Raw genomic sequence first — 14,759 nt, forward strand, 5'->3', positions numbered from 1 at the left:
GCAATGGCCGACGAAACCACCCCCACCGCAGAGAACCCCGCGGAGGAGCAGCCCGTGCTGCGCATCGAGCCCGTCGGGCTCGAAACGGAGATGCAGCGCTCCTACCTCGACTACGCGATGTCCGTCATCGTCTCGCGCGCCCTGCCGGACGTGCGCGACGGCCTCAAGCCGGTGCACCGCCGCGTGCTCTACGCGATGTACGACGGCGGCTACCGGCCCGAGAAGGGCTTCTACAAGTGCGCCCGCGTCGTCGGTGACGTCATGGGCACGTACCACCCGCACGGTGACAGCTCCATCTACGACGCCCTGGTCCGCCTGGCCCAGCCGTGGTCGATGCGCATGCCCCTGGTGGACTCCAACGGCAACTTCGGCTCCCCGGGCAACGACCCGGCGGCCGCGATGCGCTACACCGAGTGCAAGCTGATGCCGCTGGCCATGGAGATGCTCCGGGACATCGACGAGGAGACCGTCGACTTCACGGACAACTACGACGGCCGCAACCAGGAGCCGACCGTCCTGCCGGCGCGGTTCCCGAACCTGCTGGTCAACGGCAGCGCCGGTATCGCCGTCGGCATGGCCACCAACATCCCGCCGCACAACCTGCGCGAGGTCGCGGCCGGCGCCCAGTGGGCTCTGGAGCACCCGGACGCCTCGCACGAGGAGCTGCTCGACGCGCTCCTGGAGCGGATCAAGGGCCCCGACTTCCCGTCGGGCGCGCTGGTCGTGGGCCGCAAGGGCATCGAGGAGGCGTACCGGACCGGGCGCGGCTCCATCACGATGCGCGCGGTGGTGGCGGTCGAGGAGATCCAGAACCGCCAGTGCCTGGTGGTCACGGAGCTTCCGTACCAGACCAACCCGGACAACCTGGCGCAGAAGATCGCCGACCTGGTGAAGGACGGCAAGATCGGCGGCATCGCCGACGTCCGCGACGAGACCTCGTCGCGCACCGGCCAGCGCCTGGTGATCGTGCTCAAGCGCGACGCCGTCGCCAAGGTCGTGCTGAACAACCTGTACAAGCACACCGACCTGCAGACGAACTTCGGCGCGAACATGCTGGCGCTGGTGGACGGCGTGCCGCGCACGCTGTCGATCGACGCGTTCATCCGTCACTGGGTGCAGCACCAGATCGAGGTCATCGTCCGGCGGACGAAGTTCCGCCTGCGCAAGGCCGAGGAGCGGGCACACATCCTGCGCGGCCTGCTCAAGGCGCTGGACGCGATCGACGAGGTCATCGCGCTGATCCGGCGCAGCAACACCGTCGAGATCGCGCGCGAGGGCCTGATGGGCCTGCTGGAGATCGACGAGATCCAGGCCAACGCGATCCTGGAGATGCAGCTGCGGCGCCTGGCGGCCCTGGAGCGGCAGAAGATCGTCGCTGAGCACGACGAACTCCAGGCGAAGATCAACGAGTACAACGCGATCCTGGCCTCGCCGGAGAAGCAGCGTTCGATCGTCAGCGACGAGCTGGCGGCGATCGTCGAGAAGTACGGCGACGACCGGCGCTCCAAGCTGGTGCCCTTCGACGGGGACATGTCCATCGAGGACCTGATCGCCGAAGAGGACATCGTCGTCACGATCACGCACGGCGGGTACGTCAAGCGCACCAAGACCGAGGACTACCGCTCGCAGAAGCGCGGCGGCAAGGGCGTGCGCGGCACGAAGCTGAAGCAGGACGACCTGGTCGACCACTTCTTCGTGTCCACCACGCACCACTGGCTGCTGTTCTTCACGAACAAGGGTCGGGTCTACCGCTCCAAGGCGTACGAGCTGCCGGACGCCGGCCGCGACGCCCGCGGGCAGCACGTGGCGAACCTGCTGGCCTTCCAGCCGGACGAGAAGATCGCCCAGATCCTCGCGGTCCGCGACTACGAGGCCGCCCCGTACCTGATCCTGGCCACCAAGGGCGGCCTGGTGAAGAAGACGGCGCTCAAGGACTACGACTCGCCCCGTTCGGGTGGTGTCATCGCGATCAACCTCCGGGAGACGGGCGCTGACGGCGCCGACGGCACCGCCGACGAGCTGATCGGCGCCGAGCTGGTCTCCGCCGAGGACGACCTGCTGCTCATCAGCAAGAAGGCGCAGTCGATCCGCTTCACCGCGACCGACGACGCGCTGCGCCCGATGGGCCGTGCGACCTCGGGTGTGAAGGGCATGAGTTTCCGTGAGGGTGACGAACTGCTCTCCATGAGCGTGGTCCGGCCCGGTACGTTCGTCTTCACCGCGACCGACGGCGGTTACGCCAAGCGGACGCCGGTCGACGAGTACCGCGTCCAGGGCCGTGGTGGTCTGGGCATCAAGGCCGCGAAGATCGTGGAGGACCGCGGGTCGCTCGTCGGGGCGCTCGTGGTGGACGAATCGGACGAGATTCTCGCCATCACGCTCGGCGGTGGTGTGATTCGTACGCGAGTCAACGAAGTCAGGGAGACCGGCCGTGACACCATGGGCGTTCAGCTGATCAACCTGGGCAAGCGCGATGCCGTGGTAGGTATCGCCAGGAACGCCGAGGCCGGTCAGGAAGCTGACGAGGTCGAGGAGACCGAGGCGGCCGAAGGACAGGCCGCCGAGGCCGCCGAGGGCACGCAGCCCTCGGCCGGGGAGCACGAGGAGTAAGTCGTGAGTGGAGCCACGGGCGCCGGACCGGCCAAGACTGGGGAGGACGGTGCCCGTGGCCCCGCCCCGGAATCCCAGGACGGGGACGCCGCCGCCGGGGACAGGGGGAGGACCGTGACGGACACCCGCAAGCCGAAGAAGGAGAAGGGCGCGCCGGCCGCGTCGGCGGCTGCTGCGCCTGCAGCGGCTGCAACGGCTGCGGCCACCGCCCCGGCCGCCGGTCGGCAGTCGGAGCAGCCGTACCACCCTCCGCAGGCCTACACGGCGCCCTCGGGCGCCCCGGGTGCGCAGCGGGCCTCAGGGGACGCAGGTGCGCAGCGCAAGCCGCGTACGGGCGCCCGTACGACGCCCAGGACGCGCAAGGCGCGGCTGCGGGTGGCCAAGGCCGACCCGTGGTCGGTGATGAAGGTCAGCTTCCTGCTGTCGATCGCGCTGGGCGTGTGCACCATCGTGGCGGCGGCGGTGCTGTGGATGGTCATGGACGCCATGGGCGTCTTCTCGACCGTCGGCGGCACCATCAGCGAGGCGACCGGTTCGAACGAGAGCAACGGCTTCGACCTCCAGTCGTTCCTGTCGCTGCCGCGCGTTCTGATCTTCACGTCGGTGATCGCGGTGATCGACGTGGTGCTGGCGACGGCACTGGCGACGCTGGGCGCGTTCATCTACAACCTGTCGGCGGGCTTCGTCGGCGGTGTGGAGCTCACGCTTGCCGAGGACGAATGACCGCTGATTGACCTGCGGGGACTGCCCGCGGGAACGGATTTTGGCGGGACCGTGTCTGTGCGCTAATCTTCAGGAGTCAGCGCGCAGCGCGGATGGGGCTATAGCTCAGTTGGTTAGAGCGCATCCCTGATAAGGATGAGGCCACAGGTTCAAATCCTGTTAGCCCCACAGTGAAGAAGACCCCCAGGCCACCGGCCTGGGGGTCTTCTTCGTAGGGCCAGTTGAGGGCTTCCCAGGTCACCGAACGGTATCGGTGCGTGTGTATTGTTGGCCGTCAGAAGTCCCCAACGTCAATGAAAGACGAGGTCGCGCGGTGAAGAAGCTGCTCCTGGTCGCACTGGCCGCCATCGGCGGGCTCCTCGTGTACCGCCAGATCCAGGCGGACCGCGCCGAGCAGGACCTGTGGACGGAGGCAACTGACTCCGTGCCCTCTGGTTCCGGTGTGTGAGACCCAAAGCTGATCTCATGAAGCCCCGGCTGCCGCTGCGGCCGGGGCTTTGTGCTGTTCTGTGACAAAAAGTTACGTTATGCAAAGATTTGGCTTGCGCTAGCAAAATCGGGGTGGCGTGATGGGGCGGGTACGGACGACGGTGCTGGTGGGGGCGGCGGCCCTGGGGCTGGCGATGTGCCTGCCGGGGGCGGTGCAGGCCGCCACGGCGCCCCCGCAGCCCGCGCCGGGTTACCGCGGCGCCGAGGGCGCCAAGAAGATCGAGGGCAGGCTCACCAGCGCGGACGCCCCGCTCGTGGCGGCCGGCCAGGCCTACGCGGACACGATGGGCCCCGGCGAGCGCGTCTACCAGCTGAACCTCGACGACGCCTCCAGCGCGTACTTCTCCGCCGTGCTCCAGCCTCCGCGCGGCGCCAAGGTCGGCTACTCCGACGGCCTTGAGGTCGAGATCATGACCAAGGAAGGCGCGCGCTGCCCGAACAACCCGGGCCGGGCCGGATTCGGCTACGACCCGGTCCCCCTCGCCGCGGTCGCCGTCCGTCGGCTCGAAGAGGACGCCGAATGCCAGGGCGCCGGCGTCTACTTCGCGAAGGTCACCCGCACCGCCGCCAAGGACTCCGACCAGAGCGCGTGGCCGCTGGAACTGTTGCTCCAGCGCGAGCCCGCACCCGCCGGCGGCAGCGCCCCCACCGCCGCGCCCAGCGTCTGGCCCTCCGCCTCGCCGACACTGCCCGGCACCGAGCCGGTGGCCCGCACCGGCGGCACCGGCTTCAACGACGCCCGCGCCCTGGGCACCGGGGTCTGGCGGGACGACCTGCGGCCGGGACAGACCCGCTTCTACCGCGTCCCGCTGGACTGGGGGCAGCAGTTGGGGCTGAGCGCCGAGCTCTCCGACGCCAGGATGACCAAGTCGTACGGGTCGGCCTCCAACGGGCTCACGGTCGCGCTGTACAGCCCGTACCGCGGCCCGATCGAGGACAAGGGCATCTCGTACGGCGGCAAGCAGGCGGGCCTCACCCTGCCGAAGACCGCGCCGGTGGCCTACGAGAACCGCTTCTCGGACACCGGCGAGGTACGGGGCGTCCGGCTGGCCGGCTGGTACTACGTCGCCGTGACCCTGGGCGGCAAGGTCGCCGAGTTCACCGAGGACGCGACCCCGGTGCCGCTGACCCTGCGCATGGAGGTCATCGGCGGCCCGGCTAAGGGGCCCGCGTACCAGGAGAGCCTGACCGCCGCCGGATTCGGGGTCGGGGCCGACGACCGGGCCGCCGCCCGGGACGGGCTCACCGCCCCCGAGGCCGCGGACGCGGCCGGCGGCCGCTCGGTGATGCGCGTGGTGGCCGGCGCGGGCTTCTCCGCCGGGACCGTACTGCTGCTCGTACTCGGCGGATGGATGCTGCTGGCGCGCCGCGGGCGCACGGCGTAGGACCGCCGGGCCGGGGCGGCCGGGGCGGGCCGGGTCAGATCCGGGTCAGCGCCCAGACGCCCACCGCGAAGCACAGCAGCGCGGCGGTGAGGATCCCGGCCGCGACCTTCGGCGGAGGCGGGGCGATCCCCCCGGACCGTGCGGGGGCCGCGGTCGCCGGGGCGACGGCGGTGGTGGCGGCCGCGGCGGTCGGGCCCGGGGCATCGGAGCGCTCCGGCGGCCGGAGGTGGAAGCTCCCGGTCTCCGAAGGACCGAACACCCCCGCCGGCGGCGGCCCGAACCCTCCCGGACCCGTCGGCGCGGTGGCGGCGGTGGCCGGGGTGGTGCCGGTGGCCGGGGTGGTGGCGGACGCGGTGGCCGGGGCGGTGGTGGCGGACCCCTCGACCGGGGCTGCGGGCTCCTGGACCGGGGCCCCCGCCGCAGTGGGCGACTCGGGGGTCACCGCGGCCGTGGTCTGCGGTCCACGGGGGCCGAAACCGGCGGGCAGCGGGCCGAGTTGGTCGAACACCTCCACCGGGTCCTCGTCCGGGGCGTTCGGCGGGAGCAGCTGCACGGCCTCGGCAAGGGCCTTGCGGGCCCCTGTGGCGGTCCGGAACCGGCTGTGGGGGTCCGGCTGGAGGAGGTTCGCGATGACGTCCCACAGCGGCGCCGGGACGCCTTCGGGGGCGTCGGGGGTGCCGTGGGCGAGGAAGTGCTCCACCAGGGCGCGGGAATCGGGCTTGCTGCCCTTGAGGAGGTAGAGGGCGACCAGCCCGACGGCGAACAGGTCCGCGGGGAAGTCGGGTTCGGAGGCGAGCAGTTGCTCCGGGGCGAAGTAGCCGGGGGTGCCCACCACGTAGTCGGTCTCGGTGAGGCGCGGCTCGCCCTTGCGCATCGAGATGCCGAAGTCGGACAGCCGCAGGTGCGGCCGTCCGCTTCCGGTGGCCTCCATCAGGATGTTGGCCGGTTTGATGTCGCGGTGGACGACGCCCTCCGCGTGCACCGCCGCCAGCCCCGACAGGAGCTGGTCGAGCAGCGTGCACACGAACCGGGGCGGCAGCGGCCCGTAGTCCCCGATCACGTGGGCGAGGGAACCGCCGGCGACGAGGTCCATCGTGAACAGGACCTTGTCGTCGTCCGCCGCCCAGCTGGCCGGGGCCAGTACGTGCGGGTGGTCGATGCGCAGGGCCTGCTCCCGGACGAACCGGAGCAGGGTGTGGGCATCGCTCTGCCGGAGGACCTTGGCGGCGACGTACCGGCGGCGCCGGTGGTCCCAGGCCCGCCACACGGCACCCGCGCCCCCGCGCCCGATCGGATCGATCAGCTCGTACCGGCCGGCGAAGATCTCACCCATCGCTGCGCCCGTCCCCCGTCCCCCGCCGTGTGCGTGCGTCCGCCGTGTCAGTTCTGGTGGGACTCGTAGTGGGCGACCGCGTCGGCGGTGCGGCCCGCGCCGTAGACCCTGAGGAACTCGGCCAGTTCGGGATGGCTGGGGGCGAGGGAGTCGGCCGCGTCGATGATGTCGCCGGCCGCCGAGACGGAGCGCAGCAGCGACTGGATCTCGCGGACCACGCGCTTGACGGTGGGCGCGCCCGAACCGGTCGTGGTCTGGCCGCTGTTGCTGAGGACGGAGCCCCCCTGGGTCTTCTTGATCTCGTCCATCCGGTCGGTGGCCTCGGCAGCGCTGACGCTTCCGTCCGCCACCTGGCCCGCGAGGTCCTGGAGTGCCTGGACGCGCTGGACCACGGCCGGGTTCCCGATCTTGGCGCGCTGGCCGCTCATCAGCTGGGACAGCATGGGCGCCGACAGTCCGAGGACCGCAGCGAGGCGGGCCTGGTTCAAGCCGAGGTCATCTATGAGCCGGCGGAAGAGAGCGCCGAGCGGCTCCCCGTACCAACTGCGCTGAAGTTCTCTGGCTCTGGCCGTGGCCTCTTGCTGAACAGCGTCCACTCTTAGTACTCCCCTACTTCGCTGGTGCGAACCTCGCGAGCATCTTACGGAGAGTGGTCGCGCCGCGGGAGTCCCCATCATTTTGCGAGATGCGGGGGTACACCCGGTACTCTGTTCTGCGGAACGGCCACACCTTCGCGGGCGGCGGTCGCGTCCGTCTTTTCGGGGCTTTAGCTCAGTTGGTAGAGCGCTGCCTTTGCAAGGCAGATGTCAGGAGTTCGAATCTCCTAAGCTCCACAGCATCAGAGGTCCTCTGACCAGCGGAAACGCAGGTCGGGGGGCCTCTTTTTATGCCGCCGGAGGGTGCGGTCAGAGGTCGATCCAGTAGCGGCGCTTGGGTCCTATGAGGGTGTCGCGGACGTCTTCCAGGACGCCGCCGCCGCGCTCGATCGTGCGTACCGACGCCGTGTTGCCGGGGTCGCACGTCAGGAGGACCCGGTCCATCCCCAGCAGCCGGGCCTCGTGCAGGACCTCTCCGAGGGCCCAGCCGGCCAGTCCGCGCCGACGGGCCGAGGGCCGGACGCCGTAGCCGATGTGGCCGCCGGCGTCGAGGAGGAACCCGTTGAGGTAGTGGCGCAAGTCGATCGCGCCCAGATAGGTGTCGCCCTCGGCGATCCACCAGTACGTGGCGTGGACGCGGCCATGCTCGACCGCGCGCGTGCGGTCCCCGTACGCGCGCAGCCGCTCCGTCCAGGCGGCGAACCCGGCGGGACTGTCCACGTCGTCGTCCGAGCCGAGTCCGGCTCCGTCCATGTGGGCGTCGGGGCCCCACTCCCCGCGGGCGTCGAGCCAGGAGGCGTGCAGGCGGGGGGAGGGGAGAACGAGCTCGGGCATCCGTGGACAGTAACAGCCGGGTGTCCCCCGGTTGGCCCCGTCACAGGGCCGGGCGGCCCGGGCTGTCCGACAGTGGGTGGAGGCACCGAGCCAGGGGGCGACACCACGCCGGAGGCGTACAGACATGGGACTCTTCGACTTCCTCAAGTCCGACAAGAAGAAGCAGGAGGCCGCCGAGAAGGCCTCGACGGCCTCGTCCGCCGACTACGCGGCGAAGTACACCGACGCCGTCGCGGCCACCAAGGCCGCGGCCGAGCGGATGGCCGCCGCGGCTCCGCCCAAGCCCGCCCCGGCTCCCCCGAAGGCGGCCCCGGCGCCGCCGAGGCCCGCCCCGACCGCCCATCCGCAGCACACGCCGACGCCGACGTCCGCCGCGCACAAGGCGGTGCCCGCGGCCCCGGCGGCCAAGCCGATGTCGGCCTCCAAGCGCATCTACACCGTGCGGTCGGGGGACTCGCTCTCCGCGATCGCCCGCCGGGAGCTGGGCAACGAGGCCCGCTGGCGCGAGCTGTACGCCATGAACAGGGGGGTCATCGGCTCCAATCCCGAGCTCATCCACCCCGGCCAGGTGCTCACCCTCCCCCAGTAGCCCCGGTGGCCGGACGGACGGAGGGCCCGGATCCAGTGGATCCGGGCCCTCCGTCCGTGTCGTGCCCCGCGCGGGTCAGGGCTGGTCCTCGTCGGTGGGACCGGAAGGGGACTCGCGCTCCTTGGCCGCCAGTTCGTCGTCGAAGCTGGCCGCTTCGCCGTCCCGCGACAGCTCCGTGGCGGCCGGCGGCTCGACGAGCCAGTCCGGGTTCGACTGCTGGTCCCACCACCGCCACGCCATGTACGCGCCGACGGCCAGTACGCCGACCACCGCGACGACCTTGAACGCCCGCCCGCAGTGCGCCCGCCGCTCTTGGCGCCTGACCAGCCGCTGCACCTCCTTGGCCGACACCTGGCCGCGCAGCGCCGCCAGCGCCGCCGTCGACCGGGACGCGGCCTCCTCGGCCACCGGCTGGGCCGCCGCCAGAGCGCTCTCCAGCCTCGGCTGCGTGTAGTCGGCCGCCTGTCGCGCCGCCCGTCGGGTGTGCTCCACCGCCATCGTCGCCGCCCGGTCCACGTTCGGGGGCACGTGGGCGCGCGCCGCCTTCATCCGCGGGTGCAGGTGGCAGTCGTACGCCGCACGGGCCTGCCGTGCCGCCTCCGCGGTCGCGTACGACACCTTCGGCGCCAGTCGCTCGTTCGCCTCGGTCGCGTAGTGCACGGCGGCTTCCCTGGCGGTCGCTGCGTACGGCGCCACCGCTTCCGCTGCGTGCTTCACCGTGTCCCTGGCGCTCTCGGCGGCCAGGTGCACGCTGTCCTTGCGGGTCACAGGATCCTCCTCTTCGGTGGCGGACACAGTTCACCTTTCCACCCTTTGTCGGATCATGCCTGCCATACCGTCGAGCGGCATGCGTGACAGGGCATACGGGTGGAGGATTTCCGTGCCGTGCAGCCCTCCGTGGGAGGATCTGGAACCGACAGTGATGACTATGGAAGGCAGATCCGTGGCCGAGAAGCTCTACGCCACCCTGAAGACCAATCACGGCGACATCGAGATCGAGCTGCTGGAGAACTTCGCGCCGAAGACGGTCCGAAACTTCGTGGAGCTGGCCACGGGTGCCCGCGAGTGGACCCGGCCGACGGACGGCCAGAAGACCACCGATCCGCTGTACGACGGCACCGTCTTCCACCGCGTCATCAGCGGCTTCATGATCCAGGGCGGCGACCCGCTCGGCAACGGCACCGGCGGCCCCGGCTACCAGTTCGCGGACGAGTTCCACCCCGACCTGGCCTTCACCAAGCCGTACCTGCTCGCCATGGCCAACGCCGGGCCGGGCACCAACGGATCGCAGTTCTTCATCACCGTGGCCCCCACCGCCTGGCTGACCCGCAAGCACACCATCTTCGGCGAGGTCACCGACAAGGCCAGCCAGAAGATCGTGGACGACATCGCCGGCATCCGCACGAACCCGCGCACCGAGCGGCCCCTCGACGACGTGATCATCCAGTCCGTCGTCGTCGAGAAGCGCTGACCCGGGCGCCCGGCGCCGACCCGGCGCGGACCCGGGAACCTTTCCTCCCCGCCCGTCCGTCCTGCATGCGTACGAACCGACGGGGGCATACCGGACCGGCGGGGTGCACGTCCCGCCCCGCCGCTGATCGAGGGGACCGATGGACACCGACCGTCTGCCGGGCTGCTACCGCCACCCGGACCGCGACACGGGCATCCGCTGTACGCGCTGCGAGCGCCCCATCTGCCCCGAGTGCATGATCAGCGCCTCCGTCGGCTTCCAGTGCCCCGACTGCGTCCGCGACGGCTCGGGTACGGCCCACCGCCCCGCGGCGAACGTGCCGCGCACCGTCGCGGGCGGGGCGGTCGCCGCGGATCCCCACCTCGTCACCAAGATCCTCATCGGGATCAACGCGGCGGTCTTCCTCGTGGGCCTGCTCGCCCCGCCGGTCGTGGTGCAGCTGGAGCTGCTGGGGCGGTACGTCGAATACTTCGGCGGCCCGGTCGAAGGGGTTTCCACAGGCCAGTACCACCGGCTGCTGACCTCGGTGTTCCTGCACGTGGAGTGGTGGCACATCGGGGGCAACATGCTGGCCCTGTGGGTGATCGGCGGCCCGCTGGAGGCGGCCCTGGGCCGGGTCCGCTATCTCGCCGTGTTCGTGCTGTCGGGTCTGGGCGGCAGCGCCCTCGTCTACCTGCTGACCGCGCCGAACACGCCGACGCTCGGGGCCTCCGGCGCGATCTTCGGCCTGCTCGGCGCGACCGTCGTCCTGGTGCGCCGCCTGCGCTACGAGATGCGGCCGGTGATCACCATGGTCGTGCTCATGCTGGTGCTGACCTTCGTGCCCTTCGGCGGCAGCCTGTCCGTGTCCTGGCAGGCCCACATCGGCGGCCTGGTGACCGGCCTGCTGGTGGGTCTGGGCATGGTGGGACCGGCCGCCGGCAGGAAGCGCGCGCTCGTCCAGTGGGGGACCTGCGCGGCGGTGTTCCTGCTGGCAGCGGTGGTGGTCCTGGTCCGCACGGCCGAACTCACCTGATCACACCGGCGTCAACCCTCCACAGAGTTATCCACAGATCTTCTGTCTTTTCCTCAGGTGTGGATGACGCTGTGGATAACTCATGGGGAGAGCTTGTCGGACCGGGTGCGACTGTGCTTTCCGGGGCTCGATCCGGGCCCGGCTACTTCCACTGAGTGGACACGCCGAAGCCCGCCGCGATGAAGCCGAATCCGACCACGATGTTCCAGTTGCCCAGGGCCTCGATCGGCAGCTGGGTCTCGGTCACGTAGAAGACGACGATCCACGCGAGACCGATCAGGAAGAACGCCAGCATGACCGGGGCGACCCAGCCGCGGCTCCCCAGCCTGATCTGCTGCGCCTGCTTCGCCGGCGGCGGCGTGTAGTCGTCCTTCTTGCGGATACGTGACTTCGGCACGAGGGGCTCTCCTGTCGATGCGCTGGGGACCTTGCCTGCCCCGGGCGTCCGTTAGCGTAGTGGACCTGTGGCGTTGAAGGAGAAGGGTACGTTGAGCAATTCCGACGACTCCTCCGCGGGTCCCCGTCGCCGGGCCAAAGCGGTCCGGCTGCTGACGGCCGCCGTTTTCGCCCTGGCGGGCCTCATCTTCGTCACCAGCTTCAACACCTCCAAGGGTACGAACATCCGGACGGACGCCTCGCTCCTCAAGCTCTCCGACCTGATCCACGAGCGCAGCCAGAACAACGCGCTGCTCGAACAGAGCACCGCGGCCGTCCGCGGCCGGGTGGACAGCCTCGCCGAGCGGGACGACGGCAGCACCAAGGCCGAGGACGCCAAGCTGGCCGCCCTGCGGGTCGCCTCCGGCACCGAACCGCTGTCCGGCAAGGGCCTCACCGTCACCCTGAACGACGCCCCGCCGAACGCCACCGCCCGCATCCCCAACGTGCCCGAGCCGCAGCCCAACGACCTGGTGATCCACCAGCAGGACCTCCAGGCCGTGGTGAACGCCCTGTGGCGGGGCGGCGCCCAGGGCATCCAGGTCATGGACCAGCGGCTGATCTCCACCAGCGCCGTGCGCTGCGTCGGCAACACGTTGATCCTCCAGGGCCGCGTCTACTCGCCCCCTTACAAGGTGTCGGCGGTCGGCGACCCCGCCGCGCTGCGCAAGGCGCTCGCCTCCTCCCCGGCCCTGCAGAACTACCAGCTGTACGTGACGGCGTACGGGCTGGGCTGGAAGGTGGACGAGCACAAGGAGCTGACACTCCCCGGCTACTCCGGCACAGTGGACCTCCACTATGCGAAGCCGCTGGATGCCACCTCCGCGACCAGTACGCCGTGACGTCGTACTGCGCCTGGTGGTGCGGACGTTCAGCGAGGTGTGCCTGACGGCGGGCACGCTGATCGTGCTCTTCGTCGCGTACGTCCTGCTGTGGACCGGGGTCAAGGCCGACCGGGCCATGGACGGGGAAATGGCCCGGATGCGCGACCGCTGGGCCGCGGCACCGGCGCCCCCCGCCGCGCCCTCGGGCGGCCCGTCCGCCGCGCCGCAGCCGGCGACCGCCCCGCCAGCGCGGGAGGAAGCCGCGTACCCGCCGGGGCAGGCCTTCGCCGAGATGTACATCCCGCGCTTCGGCCCGGACTGGAACAAGCCGGTCCTGGAGGGCACCGGCACGGACCTCCTCAAGAAGGGCCTCGGCCACTACGCCGGCACGGCACGCCTCGGCGCCACCGGGAACTTCTCGGTGGCCGGCCACCGGCGGACGTACGGCGACCCCTTCAAGGACGTCCCCGAGCTGCGCCCCGGCGACGCCGTGATCCTCAAGGACGCGACGACCTGGTACACGTACACGGTGCGCAGCGAGCCGCTGCGCACCGCGCCCACCGACGTCGCGGTGGTCGACCCGGTGCCGCACGGGTCGCCGTTCACCGCGCCCGGCCGGTACCTGACGCTGACGACCTGCGATCCCGAGTGGGGCCACAGCCACCGGCTGGTCGTCTGGGCGGAGCTGACCCGGACCCGGACGCTCGCCCAGGGCCGGCCCGAGGGTTTGCCGAGCTGACCCGCCCGCCAGGCCTCTGCCTTTAGTCTGTTCGCGTACCGCCCCCGCGGTGCGTGGGTCGATCGTGGACGGAAAAAGGAAGCAGACGGCATGTACGGCTGGATCTGGCGGCATCTGCCGGGCAACGCGTGGGTACGCGCGCTGATCTCTCTCGTACTGGTCCTCGGAGTGGTCTTCGTGCTGTTCCAGTACGTCTTCCCGTGGGCCGAGCCGCTCCTGCCGTTCAACGACGTGACGGTGGACGAGGGATCGGGAGCCACTCCGTGAGCGCGCGCATTCTGGTTGTCGACAACTACGACAGCTTTGTCTTCAACCTGGTCCAGTACCTGTACCAGCTCGGCGCCGAGTGCGAGGTGCTGCGCAACGACGAGGTCGAACTCGCCCACGCACAGGACGGGTTCGACGGCGTGCTGCTGTCGCCCGGACCGGGTACGCCGGAGCAGGCCGGCGTCTGCGTCGACATGGTCCGCCACTGCGCCGACACCGGGGTCCCGGTCTTCGGCGTGTGCCTGGGCATGCAGTCCATGGCCGTGGCGTACGGCGGTGTCGTCGACCGGGCGCCCGAGCTGCTGCACGGGAAGACCTCGCCGGTGGTGCACGAGGGCCTCGGCGTCTTCACCGGGCTGCCGTCGCCGTTCACCGCGACCCGCTACCACTCGCTCGCGGCCGAGCCGCAGACCCTGCCGGACGTGCTGGAGGTCACCGCGCGCACCGAGGACGGGATCATCATGGGGCTGCGGCACCGGGAGCACGACGTCGAGGGTGTGCAGTTCCACCCCGAGTCGGTGCTGACCGAGTGGGGCCACCGGATGCTCGCGAACTGGCTGGTGCGCTGCGGGGACGCCGGGGCCGTCGAGCGCTCGGTGGGGCTGGCCCCGGTGGTGGGCAAGGCCGTCGCGTGACCGCGGTCGCGCCGTCCGCCCCCACGGAGGGCCGGGCCGCGCGGCGCAGGGCAGCTCAGCAGGCCGCGAAGCGCACGCGGCGGCGGGGCGGCGGCCGTCGGCGCCGGCGGCCCGTGTCGGGCGGCCCGGTGGTCGTCCTGAGCCGGCTCGCCGGGGAGCTGTTCATCACGCTGGGCGTGGTGATGCTGCTGTTCGTCGCCTACCAGCTCTGGTACACGAACGTACTGGCGGAGCGGACGGCGAACGGCGCCGCCGGATCGTTGCGCCAGGACTGGGAGCGCAGCGCGGGCGGCGCCGCCGCCCCGCCCGTCTCGGCCTTCGAGCCGGGGCAGGGCTTCGCGATCCTCTACATCCCGAAGCTGGACGTGAAGGTGCCGGTGGCGGAGGGGATCAGCAAGCCGAAGGTGCTCGACAAGGGGATGGTCGGGCACTACGGGGACGGCGCGCTGAAGACGGCGATGCCGGCCGACAAGCAGGGCAACTTCGCGCTGGCGGGCCACCGCAACACCCATGGCGAACCGTTCCGCTACATCAACCGGCTGGTGTCCGGTGACCCGGTCGTGGTCGAGACGCAGGACGCGTACTACACGTACGAGATCACCTCGACGCTGGCGCAGACGCCTCCGACGAACGTATCGGTGATCAAACCCGTGCCGGAGGGGTCGGGCTTCACCGCCCCGGGCCGGTACATCACGCTGACGACCTGCACCCCGGAGTTCACGAGCACCTTCCGGATGATCGTATGGGGCAGGATGGTCGACGAACGCCCCCGCAGCCAGGGTGCTCCGCCCGCGCTGACCAGCCCGTAAGGACG

At 70.9% G+C, this 14,759-nt stretch carries 17 protein-coding genes and 2 tRNA genes; 14 read left to right on the forward strand and 5 right to left on the reverse strand.

Annotated elements, in window-relative coordinates:
- Nucleotides 1–3 precede the first annotated feature (3 nt).
- The 5 genes from gyrA (at nt 4) to OG974_RS21780 (ending at nt 5,207) form a co-directional block, all read left to right on the forward strand.
- A complete protein-coding gene (gene gyrA, locus OG974_RS21760) occupies nt 4–2,610 on the forward strand; it encodes a DNA gyrase subunit A (protein ID WP_327284329.1) in 2,607 nt (868 codons plus the stop codon).
- Nucleotides 2,611–2,613: 3 nt separating this feature from the next.
- The gene (locus tag OG974_RS21765; protein WP_328763217.1) at nt 2,614–3,333 is read left to right on the forward strand and encodes a DUF3566 domain-containing protein; all 720 of its coding nucleotides are present in this window, start codon (nt 2,614–2,616) and stop codon (nt 3,331–3,333) included.
- 94 nt (nt 3,334–3,427) lie between these two features.
- Nucleotides 3,428–3,501: transfer RNA gene (locus OG974_RS21770), tRNA-Ile, on the forward strand.
- 145 nt (nt 3,502–3,646) lie between these two features.
- Entirely contained in the window at nt 3,647–3,781 is a 135-nt protein-coding gene (locus OG974_RS21775; protein WP_208809277.1) for a DLW-39 family protein, read from the forward strand.
- 121 nt (nt 3,782–3,902) lie between these two features.
- Complete coding sequence (locus OG974_RS21780; protein WP_371644158.1) at nt 3,903–5,207, forward strand: hypothetical protein; 1,305 nt, start codon at nt 3,903–3,905, stop codon at nt 5,205–5,207.
- Nucleotides 5,208–5,241: 34 nt separating this feature from the next.
- On the opposite strand, the gene OG974_RS21785 is transcribed toward OG974_RS21780, so the two are convergent.
- A complete protein-coding gene (locus tag OG974_RS21785; protein WP_371644160.1) occupies nt 5,242–6,540 on the reverse strand; it encodes a serine/threonine-protein kinase in 1,299 nt (432 codons plus the stop codon).
- Nucleotides 6,541–6,587: 47 nt separating this feature from the next.
- Entirely contained in the window at nt 6,588–7,136 is a 549-nt protein-coding gene (locus tag OG974_RS21790) for a transcriptional regulator (protein ID WP_030857694.1), read from the reverse strand.
- Nucleotides 7,137–7,300: 164 nt separating this feature from the next.
- Here OG974_RS21790 and OG974_RS21795 point away from each other — a divergent pair.
- Nucleotides 7,301–7,373 (forward strand) — tRNA-Ala (locus OG974_RS21795).
- Between the two features lie 72 nt (nt 7,374–7,445).
- Here the strand turns inward: OG974_RS21795 and OG974_RS21800 are convergent.
- Nucleotides 7,446–7,970, reverse strand: a complete 525-nt coding sequence (locus OG974_RS21800) for a GNAT family N-acetyltransferase (RefSeq protein WP_327284333.1) — start codon at nt 7,968–7,970, stop codon at nt 7,446–7,448.
- A 124-nt stretch (nt 7,971–8,094) separates the two neighbouring features.
- On the opposite strand from OG974_RS21800, the gene OG974_RS21805 reads away from it, so the two are divergent.
- Nucleotides 8,095–8,559, forward strand: a complete 465-nt coding sequence (locus tag OG974_RS21805) for a LysM peptidoglycan-binding domain-containing protein (RefSeq protein WP_327284334.1) — start codon at nt 8,095–8,097, stop codon at nt 8,557–8,559.
- A 75-nt stretch (nt 8,560–8,634) separates the two neighbouring features.
- Here the strand turns inward: OG974_RS21805 and OG974_RS21810 are convergent, their stop codons facing one another.
- Entirely contained in the window at nt 8,635–9,327 is a 693-nt protein-coding gene (locus tag OG974_RS21810) for a DUF5324 family protein (RefSeq protein WP_327284335.1), read from the reverse strand.
- A 175-nt stretch (nt 9,328–9,502) separates the two neighbouring features.
- On the opposite strand from OG974_RS21810, the gene OG974_RS21815 reads away from it, so the two are divergent.
- Both OG974_RS21815 and OG974_RS21820 read left to right on the forward strand, forming a co-directional pair.
- Entirely contained in the window at nt 9,503–10,030 is a 528-nt protein-coding gene (locus tag OG974_RS21815) for a peptidylprolyl isomerase (RefSeq protein WP_327285717.1), read from the forward strand.
- Between the two features lie 139 nt (nt 10,031–10,169).
- The gene (locus tag OG974_RS21820) at nt 10,170–11,045 is read left to right on the forward strand and encodes a rhomboid family intramembrane serine protease (protein WP_327284336.1); all 876 of its coding nucleotides are present in this window, start codon (nt 10,170–10,172) and stop codon (nt 11,043–11,045) included.
- Nucleotides 11,046–11,187: 142 nt separating this feature from the next.
- Here the strand turns inward: OG974_RS21820 and crgA are convergent, their stop codons facing one another.
- Nucleotides 11,188–11,442, reverse strand: a complete 255-nt coding sequence (gene crgA / locus OG974_RS21825; RefSeq protein ID WP_030857683.1) for a cell division protein CrgA — start codon at nt 11,440–11,442, stop codon at nt 11,188–11,190.
- A gap of 91 nt (nt 11,443–11,533) precedes the next feature.
- Here crgA and OG974_RS21830 point away from each other — a divergent pair, with 91 nt between their 5' ends.
- The 5 genes from OG974_RS21830 to OG974_RS21850 all read left to right on the forward strand — a co-directional run bounded on the left by OG974_RS21830 (nt 11,534) and on the right by OG974_RS21850 (nt 14,754).
- On the forward strand, nt 11,534–12,322 hold the full coding sequence (locus OG974_RS21830) for a DUF881 domain-containing protein (protein WP_327284337.1): 789 nt from the start codon (nt 11,534–11,536) through the stop codon (nt 12,320–12,322).
- On the forward strand, nt 12,294–13,043 hold the full coding sequence (locus OG974_RS21835) for a class E sortase (RefSeq protein ID WP_327284338.1): 750 nt from the start codon (nt 12,294–12,296) through the stop codon (nt 13,041–13,043). Before OG974_RS21830 ends, OG974_RS21835 begins: the two co-directional genes overlap by 29 nt.
- A 90-nt stretch (nt 13,044–13,133) precedes the next feature.
- Nucleotides 13,134–13,310: a hypothetical protein gene (locus tag OG974_RS21840; RefSeq protein WP_030153138.1), complete on the forward strand. Its 177-nt coding sequence runs from the start codon at nt 13,134–13,136 to the stop codon at nt 13,308–13,310.
- On the forward strand, nt 13,307–13,945 hold the full coding sequence (locus OG974_RS21845; protein ID WP_099890575.1) for an aminodeoxychorismate/anthranilate synthase component II: 639 nt from the start codon (nt 13,307–13,309) through the stop codon (nt 13,943–13,945). Before OG974_RS21840 ends, OG974_RS21845 begins: the two co-directional genes overlap by 4 nt.
- Nucleotides 13,942–14,754: a class E sortase gene (locus OG974_RS21850; RefSeq protein ID WP_371644165.1), complete on the forward strand. Its 813-nt coding sequence runs from the start codon at nt 13,942–13,944 to the stop codon at nt 14,752–14,754. Before OG974_RS21845 ends, OG974_RS21850 begins: the two co-directional genes overlap by 4 nt.
- Nucleotides 14,755–14,759: the final 5 nt, after the last annotated feature.

The sequence above is a fragment of the Streptomyces sp. NBC_00597 genome (assembly GCF_041431095.1).
Classification (GTDB): domain Bacteria; phylum Actinomycetota; class Actinomycetes; order Streptomycetales; family Streptomycetaceae; genus Streptomyces.

What these genes read in the sequence shown, in the direction of transcription:
- OG974_RS21805 (WP_327284334.1), top strand. Translation starts at nt 8,095, where the DNA reads ATGGGACTCTTCGACTTCCTCAAGTCCGACAAGAAGAAGCAGGAGGCC.
- OG974_RS21840 (WP_030153138.1), top strand. Translation starts at nt 13,134, where the DNA reads ATGTACGGCTGGATCTGGCGGCATCTGCCGGGCAACGCGTGGGTACGC.
- OG974_RS21800 (WP_327284333.1), bottom strand. Translation starts at nt 7,970, where the DNA reads ATGCCCGAGCTCGTTCTCCCCTCCCCCCGCCTGCACGCCTCCTGGCTC.
- OG974_RS21785 (WP_371644160.1), bottom strand. Translation starts at nt 6,540, where the DNA reads ATGGGTGAGATCTTCGCCGGCCGGTACGAGCTGATCGATCCGATCGGG.
- gyrA (WP_327284329.1), top strand. Translation starts at nt 4, where the DNA reads ATGGCCGACGAAACCACCCCCACCGCAGAGAACCCCGCGGAGGAGCAG.
- OG974_RS21820 (WP_327284336.1), top strand. Translation starts at nt 10,170, where the DNA reads ATGGACACCGACCGTCTGCCGGGCTGCTACCGCCACCCGGACCGCGAC.
- OG974_RS21780 (WP_371644158.1), top strand. Translation starts at nt 3,903, where the DNA reads ATGGGGCGGGTACGGACGACGGTGCTGGTGGGGGCGGCGGCCCTGGGG.
- OG974_RS21835 (WP_327284338.1), top strand. Translation starts at nt 12,294, where the DNA reads ATGCCACCTCCGCGACCAGTACGCCGTGACGTCGTACTGCGCCTGGTG.